Genomic DNA, 13310 nt, shown 5'->3' on the forward strand with positions numbered 1-13310 from the left:
CCGTTCCTCATGTTGCTTTTAGGGTTAAGTCTAACCCTTTTGATAAAAGTTGCAGCGAAAAGGGCCGTCTCCGTGTTTATTTTTAACGGAAAATGAAGCGCTTAACGCGTTCATCTGCTGGATGAAAAACAAACAGGCCAGGGCCGCTTATACTTGAAGAGATGCCGCCCGAGACTGTGCCTGCTGGCGGTCCGTTGTACAGAGGAGTGAAGATATGAATCATGTCTGGGGACTTCTTGCGCACCCGGGTCGGGAGATGCGCGACATTAAGCAAGAGAATGAAACGCTCTCGCATCATTACACTCATCATGTGCTGCTGATGGCGTTGATCCCGGTGATCTGCGCCTTCATTGGTACCACTCAAATCGGTTGGGATATCGGCATTGAACGGACTATTCCGCTGTCGTTATTCAGTGCGTTCTCACTGGCCATCCTGTTCTATGCGCTGATCCTGCTGGGTGTGGCCGTCATGGGAAGGGTGATCTGGTGGATGGCGCGTGACTACCCGCAGCGGCCCTCACTCTCAAACTGTCGTGTCTTTGCCGGTTACGTGGCAACGCCGCTGTTTCTCAGCGGGCTGGTCGCTCTCTATCCTCTGGTGTGGCTTTGTGTCCTTGTCGGCGCGCTGGCGCTGGTTTATACCGGCTATCTGCTGTATGTCGGTATCCCGCTGCTCCTCAACATTGACCGCGAAGAGAGCTTACGTTTCTCCGGCTCCACACTGGCCATCGGTATCCTGGTGTTTGAAGTGTTACTGGCGATAACCGTGCTGATGTGGGGTTACGGCTATCAGCTATTTTGAGCGTGGATACCGCCGGGAAACCGGCGGTGTTTTGGTAACGCTCAGAAACGAATATCCTGTAGGATAATCCTTAACTTCCGGCGTATTATGCCTGCGCCAGCCCCCGCAACAGTGCGGGACGCGGTGTGTGGTCTCCACACCCTCATTATCAGCCGCTAAGTTTACAATGCCTGCAAAAATCCGTTTGTCTCTATTAAGTGTGGTTATGCTGTTTTCTGGTCAGGCCATCCTGAATCAGGCCGTTGCCCGTACTCACCAGCCTGCCGTAGAAACTGCATCGGCCCAGCCTGAAATTGCATCAGGCAGTGCGATGATTGTCGACCTGACCACCCAGAATGTGATCTACGCCAGTCACCCGGATTTGGTCCGTCCGATTGCCTCAATCACCAAGCTGATGACGGTGATGGTGACGCTGGATGCCCATCTGCCGATGGACGAAATGCTCAAGGTTGATATCAGCCGTACGCCAGAAATGCGTGGAATCTATTCGCGCGTGCGTCTTAACAGCGAAATCAGCCGTAAGAACATGATGTTGCTGGCATTGATGTCCTCAGAAAACCGCGCGGCGGCCAGCCTGGCGCACCACTATCCGGGCGGATATGATGCCTTTATTCGCGCCATGAACGCCAAAGCCCGTGCACTGGGCATGAGTAACACGCATTACGTAGAGCCGACCGGACTGTCGATTAAGAACGTCTCAACGGCGCGTGATTTGAGCAAACTGCTGATCGCGACCAAACGTTATCCGCTATTGGGCGAACTCAGCACCACCCATGAAGATATGGCAACGTTCCGCAACCCGAATTACACCCTGCCGTTCCGTAACACCAACCATCTGGTGTATCGCCCGGACTGGAATATACAGCTGACGAAAACAGGGTATACCGATGAGGCAGGACACTGCCTGGTGATGCGCACGGTGATCAATAAGCGCCCGGTTTCACTGGTGGTGCTGGATGCCTTTGGCAAATACACCCATTTTGCTGACGCTAACCGTCTGCGTAAGTGGATGGAAACCGGCAAAATCTCTCCGGTTCCTCCGGCAGCGCTGAGTTACAAGAAGCAGAAAGCCTCGCAGGTGGTCACTAACCGGGCGGTCGATGACAGCGCGGTAGAATAACCTGCGCTCACGGGGCGACCTTTTTTTGCGGTCGCCCTGGTTATAACGCTCGCTGCATCAGTAATGTATCGCGCCATTCGCCATGTTTAAAACCAACGGCGCGAAAATTACCGACAATCTCAAACCCCATTTTTTTATGCAGATTAAGCGAGCCGGCATTGCGCTCGCCATTGCCGATAATCGCCAGCATCTGGCGGTATGGACCTTGCTGACAGCGGACGATCAGCGCGGCCAGCAGGGCGCTGCCGATGCCCCGGCCCCCCATTTCCGCATCAATATAGACCGAATCTTCAACGGTAAAACGGTAGGCGGGACGTGGACGATATTGTGTGGCATAGCAGTAACCCACGACCTGCCCGTCGATCTCGGCGACCAGCCACGGCAGTTCGAACGAACAGACTTTTTGATGTCGGGCAGCCATCTCTGTTGCATCGGGGGGCGTTTCCTCAAAGGAACCGCAACCGTGCAGCACATGCCAGCTATAAATACGGGTCATCGCGTCGATATCGCCTGGTGTTGCATCACGGACGATCGGCTCAGAAGAGGAAAGGGACATTTTTGCTCCATGCGTTTTTTGGATAATTTGCCATAACACCAGGAAGGTGGGGTCATAGAATATTCTTATGACAGCGACCTCATTTTTCCATCACGAATCCTATAGTCCCGGCCAGATCAAAAGCTTAAACTAGCCGGAAAATTGACAGGCGCCGCCCGGCGCTGCCCTTAGTCTCAGGAACCTGCACATGTCTGGCTTGTTAACTTTTCTTCGTGTTTGTCTGCTGGCGCTGGTGGCGCTGTCGCCCCAGTTTGTGCTGGCGGCGGATAACGACAACACTCAGCAAAATGATGCTCCCCCTAAAATCAACGCCTCCGTTGAACTGCCGAAAATGCAGAAGGTGCTGGACAAGATCAAACAGCAGGTTTCCGGTGAAACAAACGACAGTAAACTCAATGCGCTCAACGATCTGGCGCTGGAGTTGTCCGGCGATGCCGATACGCTGATGCAAAGCATCATCCCACAGCGTGCGCAGTTACAGGCGCAGCTGGCGGTGCTGGGTCCGGCCCCGGAAGCCAGCAGCGGTGTGAAAGAAACGGCTGAGGTCACCAGCAAACGCAACAAGCTGGAAAACCAGAAAGGCAAAATGGATGACCAGATAAAACAGGCCGAGGCGATCAAAAGCGGGGCGATTAACCTGTCAGCGCAGATCGTCAACCTGCGTCGTGACGCGCTGAAAACCCAGCTTGCGCTCAACGCAGGCAGTATTTTCGGCCCGCGCTTCTGGGCACCGCTGTTTAACACCCAAAGCGATGACAGCGAAAAGATCAGCGGTTTTGTCGATGAGCTGACCGGCGCCGCTGCGCTCTCCTGGGAACCCGGCTGGCGCTTTGGCACGTTGGCATGGCTGTTGGCCGCCGGCCTGGTGGCCACGCTGGGGCGCCGCTATCTGGAAGAGTTTCTTGCCTGGGTGGGGATTCACCATTTGCCGGAAGGGCGCCTGCGCCGCAGTTTCCTGGCGGCAGCGACCGCTATCACCACCCTTGCCGCAGTAGTGCTGGCCTTTAACTTCCTCGACCTTGCCTTCACCCGCCACGATGACGTTGTCGACGAGGTCCGGGATTTCGCTGACAAGCTGGTCGGACTCAGTGTGCTCTGTGGTCTGATTGCCGGCCTCGGGCGGGCTTTCCTCTCCACCCGTCGCCCGTCATGGCGTTTGCCGAATATCTCTAATGAAGTGGCGATGGCGTTAAAACCCTTCCCACCGCTCACCGCTGCGCTGGTGTTTATCTTCCAGACAGTTGAAAGCTTCAACAGCAGCGCCAGCACCAGCGTTGGCACCACTATCTTTGCTAACGGCCTGACTGCACTGCTGATTGGTGCCACGGCGCTGTCAATCAGTATGCGCACCAACCGCGTACGTCGCCGTATGATGCAGGAAGGTAATCAGCCGGAGGCGAAATCTACGCTGGTCGGGCTGATCCAGATGGCGCTGACGCTGATTGGCGTGGCGATTATGATTGCGCTGGTCATTGGCTATATCACGCTGGCGCGCTTCCTGAGCTACGAGCTGATCTGGATGGGGATTGTTTTTGGCTCTTTCTATATCCTCAGCCAGCTGGTGGCCGATGGGTGTGAAAGTCTGTTTTCCACTAACAATGCCTCCGGTAAACGCATTCAGGCTTCGCTGAATATCGATGAGCGTCATCTGGGGCAGGTTGCAGCAGTGCTGGGCGCCATAGGCAAAACTGTGCTGGTGCTGGCTGCTGCGATGGCGTTGCTTAACGGTACTTTCGGCAGTTCGACACCGATTGAGCTGGTGCAGAAAGCCATTGAGTTCTGGGGCGGTAAAGGCCTTGAATCCCTGAATATCGTCCCGGCGCATCTGGTGAATGCGCTGATCTGCATGGTGGTGGGCATCTGGGTTCTGCGTTCGGTCAAGCGCTGGCTGGAGCATGATTTTCTGCCGAAAACGACGATGGACAAAGGGATGCGCCTGTCGCTGATCACCCTGTTCAGTAATATCGGTTTTGTGCTGGTGATCCTGATGACCCTGTCGATTATGGGCCTGCAATGGAACAAGCTGGCCTGGATCGTCAGCGCCCTGTCAGTCGGTATTGGTTTTGGCTTACAGGAAATTGTGAAGAACTTTATTTCCGGCCTGATCCTGCTGACGGAACGTCCTGTTAAGGTCGGTGATCTGGTGAGTATCAGCGGCATTGAAGGCGATATTCGCCGTATCAATGTGCGTGCCACGGAAATCCAGCTGAGTGATAAATCGACGGTGATTGTGCCTAACTCGCAGCTGATTTCGCAGAACGTACGTAATGCCACAATGGGCAATGCCCAGGGGGTGGCGACCATTACGCTGACCTTCCCGCTGGATATTGACCCGCAGCAGGTTCGTCAACTGCTGCTTGAGGTGTATAACGAGAACGAACGCATTCTGGAGACCCCGGAGCCGTCAGTCACCTTTAAGGATCTGACCTCCACGGGGATTGTGCTGTCTGTAACCGGTAACGTTGCCAGCCCGCGTCAGGTGGGTGGGGCGAAAAGTGATCTGCTGTTTGATATCCTCACCCGCTTACGCAAAGAAGGGGTGATGTTATCCACACCGCAGACCATGATCATTGAACGTAAAAACGGTCAGATGGTATTGCAGGAGCCTAAAACGTAGGGGCGAGGCATGCCTCGCCCGTTTAGGGGGCAGGCACACGTTGCCCGTTTCAGGGTCAGGCGTGCCGGTCCCCCTGTGATTTATCGCACCCGCATTCGCCCCAGTGCTTCGCCCGCGTGGTTTTACCAATCCCCGGATTAAAGCTGTTGGTCGGGTCGAGCTGTTGATAGAACGCCTTCAGCTGCGGTTTGGCTTTGTACAGATGCCCGACGTTATGCTCTGCCGGGTACTCCGCGCCACGCGCGTGCAGGATGTCCAGCATCTTCTCCTTGAGCGCGTGCACATCCACCCCTTTTTTCACGATGTAATCCTGATGGAACACATGACAGAGGAAATGGCCGTAATAAAGACGGTGGGTCAGCGCATCGTCGAACTCCGGCGGGAGTTGCTCAAACCAGTCACGATCGTTACGGCGCAGGGCAATATCCAGCGCCAGGATATCCTCCACTTCCTCATGGTGTACCGCGTGATAACGCACGGCCGCGCCCGCCGCGGCAAAGCGATGCAGGAAAGCGTGTGCTCCCTCTTTTCCTTCGCACGCGAAGAACTCCCCTTCGGCGCTGCTGAAAAAGTCGTTTAAATAAGCGCGCGCTTCCGCCACCCCGTCGCCGGACATCTTCAGCATCAGATGGTGTTCAAAACGATCGCGATACTGCTTCATGCGCGGTGGCAGATGTGACGGCAGCAACGCGGCTATTTTCTGCAACAGACGGTCGCTGAAGTGGGGCTTCAGCCATTTGATCCGGGCGAGCAGGGCATCTGCGCGTCCCTTGAGCGTGAAGAACAGCGGCATTTTGTCGGTGCCGAGCTTATCGATCATCACAAAGGTGTCTTTGCCGTAGGTTTCCGCCATATCAAAAATATCGCGGTGCATATATTCCCCGGCCACGGGCAGATTATCGAAGCTGGCCAGCATATGGCGGCGCAGCTGGTCGAGCACCGCCGTGTCATTGGTGCCGATGTAAAACACCTGCTGAGCGCTTTCGCTGGCAAAGGTGTCCAGGCGGACGGCAAACAGGGCCAGCTTGCCGGCACAGCCGGAGGCCTCAAACAGGCGGCGTTCATCGGCATTAAAACGCGATGGCGTGTCAGCATCGACGTCGCGCACCCGTTCGGCGTAATCCGGATCAGAGGCGTGACGCTGGTCGTGCAGCACATCACTCTGCTGCCAGCTGTCGTCATCCAGCTTGCCTAAAATCTGCTCCGGTGTGACGCCGAGGTTGATCCCAAGATGATTCACCAGCTGCAATTTTCCGCTGGCATCAATCTGCGCATACAGCGCCATCTCGGTATAGGCCGGGCCGCGTTTCACCAGCGATCCACCCGAGTTATTGCAGATACCGCCCAATACCGAGGCGCCGATACAGGAGGAACCAATCACCGAGTGCGGTTCACGTCCCAGCGGTTTCAGGGCTTTTTCTAACTGATAGAGCGTGCTGCCGGGAAACGCCAGCACCTGCTTCCCCTCATCCAGCAACTGGATTTTATCCATCCGCAGGGTGCTGATAATCACGATATCACGCGGATAATCTTTGCCGTTCGGCGTTGAGCCTTCGGTCAGCCCGGTGTTGGCTGCCTGCATCAGAATAATCACGTCGGCGGCAACACAGGCCTGCAAAATACGCCACTGCTCCAGTAAATTGCCGGGGAAGACCACCGCCAGCGCATCGCCTTCGCCCGATCGGAAGCCTTTACGATAGCGTTCCGTTTTTTCCGGTTCCGTTAACAGATGGTTGCGGCCCACAATGCGGCCCAGTTCAGCGATCAGTTTTTGTTCTGCGTGTTGGGAAGTGTGCATGTCATATCCTTGTCAGTATCACCGTCCTACTGTAGCACTCGCAGCGTGGCAATAAAGTCCGGCCTGTGGCGTCTGTGATTCATCACCTGAAAACTAGCTGCTATTCTCAAGGTATGACACACTGCACCCGCTTGTTACTTGCACTAAAATAATATAGATACGCCACAGTCACTTGAGAGAAAATCATCTGATGAAATGGATTTGTTCTGTCAGCCTTGCCGTTACTCTGGCGATCCAGCCAGCTTTTGCCGACGATTTGATCGGCCCACATCAACTGACTCCGCAGGCGCGTGACGCATTCGTTACCGACCTGCTGACAAAAATGACCCTGGATGAAAAGATCGGCCAGCTCCGGTTGATCAGCGTGGGGCCGGAAAATCCGAAATCCGCCATACGCGATATGATCCAGCAGGGGCAGGTGGGGGCGATCTTTAATACCGTCACCCGGCATGACATTCGTCAGATGCAGGATCAGGTGATGCAACTCAGCCGCCTGAAGATCCCGCTGTTCTTTGCTTATGATGTGATCCATGGGCAACGCACCCAGTTCCCGATCCCGCTGGCGCTGGCCGCGAGCTGGGACACCGAGGCCGTAGCGAATGTTGGCCGCATTGCGGCGTATGAAGCCGCTGATGACGGGCTGAATATGACCTGGGCGCCCATGGTGGATGTGACCCGTGAACCCCGCTGGGGACGTGGCTCAGAGGGCTTTGGTGAAGATACTTATCTGACGTCGGTGATGGGCCGCACGATGGTGCAGGCGATGCAGGGCAAAAGCCCGGCGGATCGCTATTCTGTCATGACCAGCGTCAAACACTTTGCCGCCTATGGTGCGGTGGAAGGCGGGCGTGATTACAACACCGTAGACATGAGTTCGCAGCGTCTGTTCCAGGACTATCTGCCGCCGTACAAAGCGGCGTTAGATGCGGGCAGCGGCGGCGTTATGGTGGCGCTTAACTCGCTGAACGGCGTACCGGCCAGCGCCGACAGCTGGCTGTTGAAAGAGGTGCTGCGTGATGACTGGAAGTTTAAAGGCATCACCATCAGCGATCACGGTGCCATTAAAGAGCTGATCAAACACGGCGTGGCACGTGATCCGGAAGACGCGGTGCGTATTGCGCTGAAGTCCGGCATTGATATGAGTATGAGCGATGAGTATTACAGCAAGTACCTGCCGGGCCTGGTAAAACGCGGTGAAGTGAGCGAGAAAGAGATCGACGATGCGGCACGCCATGTGCTGAATGTGAAATACGATATGGGGCTGTTTAACGACCCGTACAGCCATCTTGGTCCGGTGGGGAGCGACCCGGAAGACACCAATGCGGAAAGCCGTCTGCATCGCACCGAAGCCCGCGATGTGGCGCGCAAAAGCATGGTGCTGTTGAAAAACCGTCTGGAGACGCTGCCGCTGAAAAAATCCGGCACAGTGGCTTTAATTGGCCCGCTGGCGGACAGCCAGATCGACATCATGGGTAGCTGGTCTGCCGCCGGTGTGGCAGCGCAGTCCGTCACGCTGTTGCAGGGGATGAAAAACGCCACGGCCGGTAAAGCCACGCTGCTGTACGCCAAAGGCGCGAACGTCACCGACGATAAAGGCATTCAGGACTTTATCAACCTGTATGAAAAAGCGATGACCGTCGATACGCGTTCACCGCAGCAGATGCTGGATGAAGCCGTTGCCACCGCTAAAAAAGCGGATGTGGTGGTGCTGGCGATAGGTGAGGCGCGTGGTATGGCGCATGAAGCCTCCAGCCGGAGTGACCTGACGCTGCCACAAAGTCAGCTGAAACTGATTGATGCGCTAAAAGCGACCGGAAAACCGCTGGTGCTGGTGCTGATGAATGCCCGTGCGCTCACGCTGGTGCATGAAACGCAGCAGGCCGATGCGATGCTGGAAAGCTGGTACAGTGGCACCGAAGGCGGTAACGCCATCGCTGATGTGCTGTTTGGCGACTACAACCCGTCTGGCAAATTGCCGATGTCCTTCCCGCGCTCCGTGGGCCAGATCCCGATCTATTACAACCATCTCAACAGTGGCCGTCCGTATAACTTCGAAAAACCGAACAAATACACCTCACACTATTTTGATGAAGCGAATGGCCCGCTGTTCCCGTTTGGCTACGGTTTGAGCTATACCTCGTTCACGCTGTCGCCTGTGAAGATGTCTGCGACGACCATGCCACGTAACGGCACGGTCAACGCCAGCGTCACGGTGACCAACAGCGGTAAGCGCGATGGTGCAACCGTGGTCCAGCTTTATCTGCGCGATCAGGTGGCCAGCATTAGCCGCCCTGTGAAAGAGCTGAAAGGCTTTAAGCGCATCATGCTCAAGGCCGGTGAATCACAAACCGTCACCTTCCCGATTGACGTCAGCGCGTTGCAATTCTGGAATGCCAGAATGCAGCAGGTGGCCGAGCCGGGTAAATTCAGCGTGATGATCGGGCTGGATTCCGCGCGCACCGTCGATGCGGAGTTTGATTACCTGTAAAGCGGGTCGGGCAGGGCATGCCCACCTCATTTTCCATTGGGGTGAGGCATGCCTCGCCCGGTTTCACTGGACGCTGTAATGGTCAATTTTCGCGATAAAATTCAGCAGCAGGTGTTCCGCTTAAATGGCCTGTCATTAAATGAGTTTGACCTGTCAAAACCACCTGGTGACCCCGGTCTGTACGGCCCGGACAGTGTGATATGGCGGGTGCACGGTGATTTTTCTTCCATGCTGTGTGGCGGGATCGCCGCGCTGTTGTTACAGATGCAACATCCGCTGGCGCTGGCTGGCGTGTGGGATCACTCCACTTTCCGCGACGACATGATGGGGCGGTTACGCCGCACCAGTCAGTTCATCGCCGTCACCACTTTTGGTAACACCATCGATGCACACACCCTGATTGACCGGGTGAAGCGCATTCATCTGCGCGTCAGCGGTGTGGATGCGCACGGGCAACCTTATGCCGCCAGCGATCCGGCGCTGCTCACCTGGGTTCATGTCGCGGAAACCCGCAGTTTCCTGGCGGCGCATTTGCGCTATAAAAACCCGCAGCTCAGTCTGGCTGAACAGGATCGTTATTATGCAGAGGCAGCGTTAGTGGCCGAAGCGCTGGGCGCGCAGGATGTACCGAAAAGTGTTGCCTGCGTTGCTGCGTATCTTGAGGCGATGCGGCCGCAGTTGCGCTGTGATGAACGCACACAGGAAGTGTTATCCCTGCTGCTGAATGCGCCCGCGCCATCATGGCAGGCGCGTCCGGCGATGAATGCCATGCTGCTGGCGGGCATTGAACTGCTGCCGGAGTGGGTACAACAGGCGTTCGGACTGCATTTTTCTCCGCTACGGCGGCGCATTATTCGCCTGCGTATTGAGGTGATTGCCAGGCTGCTGCGCTGGGCGATCTCGCGCGGGGCGTATCAACGGGCCATGACGCGGGTCGGACGTTAATTCTCTTTCACGGTTCAAGGATCTCATCATGAAAAATATTCTCATCAGCGTGCTGCTGCTCAGCGGCACGGCCAGTGCAGCAGAAACATTACGTCAGGATCTGGATACCCGCCTGGCAAACTGCCAGCAGCAGGCGGTCAGCACGCTGGAGAATCTTCAGTGTTATGAGGTGGCGAATAAAGCCTGGGATAGTGAGCTGAATAAACAGTACCGGCTATTGCTGGCAGGGCAGTCACCTGAGGCGCAGGCCGCGCTGAAAAATGCCCAGCGGGCGTGGATCAGCTACCGTGACAGTTATTTGCAGGCAATGAACCGCTTTTATCAGCAGCAGCAGGGAACAATCTGGGGGCTGGTGGCGTCAGAAGCGAAGCTGAATGTGATTAAAGAGAAGGCCCGCGATCTCTATCGATTGCGTGAAAGCACCCATATGGGGGAGTAACAAAAGGCATTTTGAGACTTTTACCCTTGCCCCAACGTGATGTAACGCGCCATTCTCTTCTTATTGCCCAGGCCTATTCTCAAGGGAATGGAACCCGCCACACACCGTCGAGGCGTTATGACACAGCCCTATCAGATTGCTGAAGTCACCAATCAGCAACAGACGCTCATCGCAATTGTCGAACAGGATGAGCGCACCGCGTATTTTTATATCTGGCCGACAGACGCATTTCGTCAACAGTTTGCCGTGCGCGGCTGCTGGTTGCGTAACCTGTTGCCTGCCCCCTTGCAGGATGATGTTGCCGCGATGGAGCAGGGCACACCGCCGCTGCTCAGTGCCGAGTATTGCCGTACGCTGGCCGCCGAGCCGATGCTTGACCCGGCCGGGCTACAGATCATTTGGGAGCCGTCAGATGACGGTGCTGCTCTGTGGTACCAGGGGCAGCTTCTGGCCGTGATCCCGGGCTGGAGCCTGTACCAGGATCAGCAGGTGAGCTTTTCGGCGGGCTGCATTAAACCGAACCGTCTGACCGCGCCGCTGGGTTCTGCGTCGACCAACAAAAACTACGCCGCCGCACAACAGCACCGGCAGTTTTTTCGCGAGTGGCAGGATGGCCAGCAGTGGGAGCCCTTCCAGCAGGAGATGCTGCAATGTTATGAAGCGCAGTACGGTGAATCACTGAAATATTACTCTATTGATCAGGGCAACTGGCCGCCGATGGCGATCTCCCAGCATTACCATGAGGGCTGCTGGTACTTTCTGACGCTTGGCATGTGCATCCGCCCGATGCCGTGGGTGGATTTCCTGTTTGATGACCTCGCCCCGGAATATCGTCGGACGGAGCTGGCGCTGGCCATCGATGCCGAGGTGATGACGGAAGAAAATGCCGTGCAAATGGCCAGTGCGTTAGCCGGATTTGCGCATATGCCATGGTCTCGCCTCAGCTGGCTGGGGGAAGGGCATACGCTCGAATCCTCAGTGGCCCCGATGGGGTTTGAAGGGTTTATTCTCTCATCTGCCCTGGGGCGTGAAAGCGGCCAGTTCCCGCTACCAAAACGTGACGGCGAAAAGGTCAATCTGCTCTGGGCGGCCCCGATCACGCAGCTTGAGCGCGAATTCGCGCAGGCCGAAGAGAACGGTGGCCTGGATCTGGTGGCGCGTCTGTTGCAGTACGGCGGCGGGCATATTTTCCGCGCCCGTCAGCAGGTGGTGAATGTAGAAGAATAATTTTTTGCGTTCCCGGCCTGCCAACGCCGGGAAACTTTCTGTTTCCGCCCGCCTCGCATAAAGCACGATTTTATGCAGACCATGAGATGCCTCTTATGCCAGAATAGTCAGTATCATTTCTGAGGAGTCGGCATGTCTGCAATTGAAGTTATTCTGGTCGACAGCCAGGATCGTCCTACCGGTAAGATGGAAAAAATGGAAGTTCATGAAAAAGGTCTGCTGCATCGTGCGGTCACCGTTTACGTGTTCAACACCGACCATCAGCTGCTGTTACAGCGTCGTGCCAGTGGTAAATACCACTGTGGCGGGCTGTGGAGCAACACCACCTGTGGGCACCCTTATCCGCAGGAGTCGACTCAGGATGCCGCTGAACGCCGCTTGCGCGAGGAGATGGGGCTGCGCCTGACGCTGCAACCGGTGTTTGAACTCAGTTATTATCTGCCGCTCAGTAATGGCCTGACCGAACATGAATATGGCCACGTCTATTTTGCCATCAGCGATGTGCAGCCTGATATTAATCCGGAAGAGGCCGACGACTGGCGTTATTGTTCCCTGGCCGATATCCAGCGAGAAATGCACGCTCACCCGGAACGCTTCACTCCGTGGTTTTTGCTGACGTTTTCCCGCATCCCTTCTGAATTTGCGCGTTTTACCGCGCAGCAGTCAGATCACTCTTCCAGATAGATCCCCATTCGGTCAGCCAGCGCCAGTAACTCGCCAACCACCGGCGGGGTAGTGAGAAGCTGAGTTCCCTGGTGGTGCATCTGTAATTCTCCGTTAATACGGTCGCCAAAAAACAACCATGCCTGGCCTTCGTGTTGACGTGAAGGCCAGGTCAGACCCTGAATGTGCGGATATTGATGATGGACTGCTTCAGCCCACTGGCGTGTAATGTTGTATTCACTGGCATCGGAGTGAATGAGCTTTTTGTTGGCGCGCATTTTTACCAATGAAGCCAGGTCGAGGCTGGCTAACTGCATGGGGACTGTGGTGACCAGTTGGCTATGACGAAATGCAGCCAACGCTTTAACCTGATAGACGATAGCCGACTGCGAAATATCGATATCATGAAATATCACTTCGCACAGCGCCACCCTGGTGACGTCTCCGGCATAGAGTGTCGGAATGAGTCTGCCCTGCTGGTCGAAAATCGGGCTGAAGCGCGCGTTACCCTGCAATGTATTGTTAAAACTGTCGCCAGCAAACTGCTGACGATGAACGCGAAACAATAAATGACCTGCAGGTAGTAACACAGGGTTAATCGCAACCGAACCTACAGGACATAAAAACGGCGAAAGTCCTTTTCCGTTACTGCTCT

The 13310-nt window shown here is 55.7% G+C and carries 11 protein-coding genes; 8 read left to right on the top strand and 3 right to left on the bottom strand.

Translation table 11 applies throughout. The features are described from left to right. Positions 1 to 214: 214 nt before the first annotated feature. Positions 215 to 802 carry a Yip1 family protein gene (locus HHI26_RS15755; RefSeq protein WP_133841151.1) on the top strand — a complete coding sequence of 196 codons (588 nt, stop codon included), beginning with the start codon at positions 215 to 217 and terminating at the stop codon, positions 800 to 802. A 166-nt stretch (positions 803 to 968) separates the two neighbouring features. Continuing rightward, complete coding sequence (gene pbpG / locus HHI26_RS15760) at positions 969 to 1922, top strand: D-alanyl-D-alanine endopeptidase (RefSeq protein WP_133841150.1); 954 nt, start codon at positions 969 to 971, stop codon at positions 1920 to 1922. 40 nt (positions 1923 to 1962) lie between these two features. Here the strand turns inward: pbpG and HHI26_RS15765 are convergent, their stop codons facing one another. Beyond that, the gene (locus HHI26_RS15765; RefSeq protein ID WP_171149351.1) at positions 1963 to 2478 is read right to left on the bottom strand and encodes a GNAT family N-acetyltransferase; all 516 of its coding nucleotides are present in this window, start codon (positions 2476 to 2478) and stop codon (positions 1963 to 1965) included. Positions 2479 to 2665: 187 nt separating this feature from the next. Between HHI26_RS15765 and HHI26_RS15770 the strand changes: the two genes are divergently transcribed. Further along, a complete protein-coding gene (locus HHI26_RS15770) occupies positions 2666 to 5095 on the top strand; it encodes a DUF3772 domain-containing protein (RefSeq protein WP_159338082.1) in 2430 nt (809 codons plus the stop codon). Positions 5096 to 5150: 55 nt separating this feature from the next. Here HHI26_RS15770 and dld read toward each other — a convergent pair whose 3' ends face one another. Beyond that, positions 5151 to 6893 (bottom strand): D-lactate dehydrogenase, encoded by a 1743-nt coding sequence (dld, locus tag HHI26_RS15775; protein ID WP_171149352.1) that lies wholly within the window; start codon positions 6891 to 6893, stop codon positions 5151 to 5153. A 190-nt stretch (positions 6894 to 7083) separates the two neighbouring features. Here dld and bglX point away from each other — a divergent pair, with 190 nt between their 5' ends. From bglX to idi, 5 genes are all read left to right on the top strand, one after another. Further along, positions 7084 to 9381, top strand: coding sequence for a beta-glucosidase BglX (gene bglX / locus HHI26_RS15780; protein WP_133841146.1), 2298 nt, complete (start codon positions 7084 to 7086; stop codon positions 9379 to 9381). 78 nt (positions 9382 to 9459) lie between these two features. After that, positions 9460 to 10326 (top strand): oxygenase MpaB family protein, encoded by an 867-nt coding sequence (locus HHI26_RS15785; protein ID WP_171149353.1) that lies wholly within the window; start codon positions 9460 to 9462, stop codon positions 10324 to 10326. A gap of 28 nt (positions 10327 to 10354) precedes the next feature. Further along, complete coding sequence (locus HHI26_RS15790) at positions 10355 to 10765, top strand: lysozyme inhibitor LprI family protein (protein ID WP_133841144.1); 411 nt, start codon at positions 10355 to 10357, stop codon at positions 10763 to 10765. Between the two features lie 117 nt (positions 10766 to 10882). Continuing rightward, complete coding sequence (locus HHI26_RS15795; RefSeq protein ID WP_171149354.1) at positions 10883 to 11992, top strand: suppressor of fused domain protein; 1110 nt, start codon at positions 10883 to 10885, stop codon at positions 11990 to 11992. 132 nt (positions 11993 to 12124) lie between these two features. Beyond that, positions 12125 to 12676 (top strand): isopentenyl-diphosphate Delta-isomerase, encoded by a 552-nt coding sequence (gene idi / locus HHI26_RS15800; RefSeq protein WP_171149355.1) that lies wholly within the window; start codon positions 12125 to 12127, stop codon positions 12674 to 12676. Here idi and HHI26_RS15805 read toward each other — a convergent pair. After that, entirely contained in the window at positions 12661 to 13221 is a 561-nt protein-coding gene (locus HHI26_RS15805; RefSeq protein ID WP_166653673.1) for an RES family NAD+ phosphorylase, read from the bottom strand. The genes idi and HHI26_RS15805 overlap by 16 nt on opposite strands. Between the last annotated feature and the right edge of the window lie 89 nt (positions 13222 to 13310).

It is taken from the genome of Erwinia sp. JH02 (assembly GCF_013074405.1).
Taxonomy (GTDB): domain Bacteria; phylum Pseudomonadota; class Gammaproteobacteria; order Enterobacterales; family Enterobacteriaceae; genus Erwinia; species Erwinia rhapontici.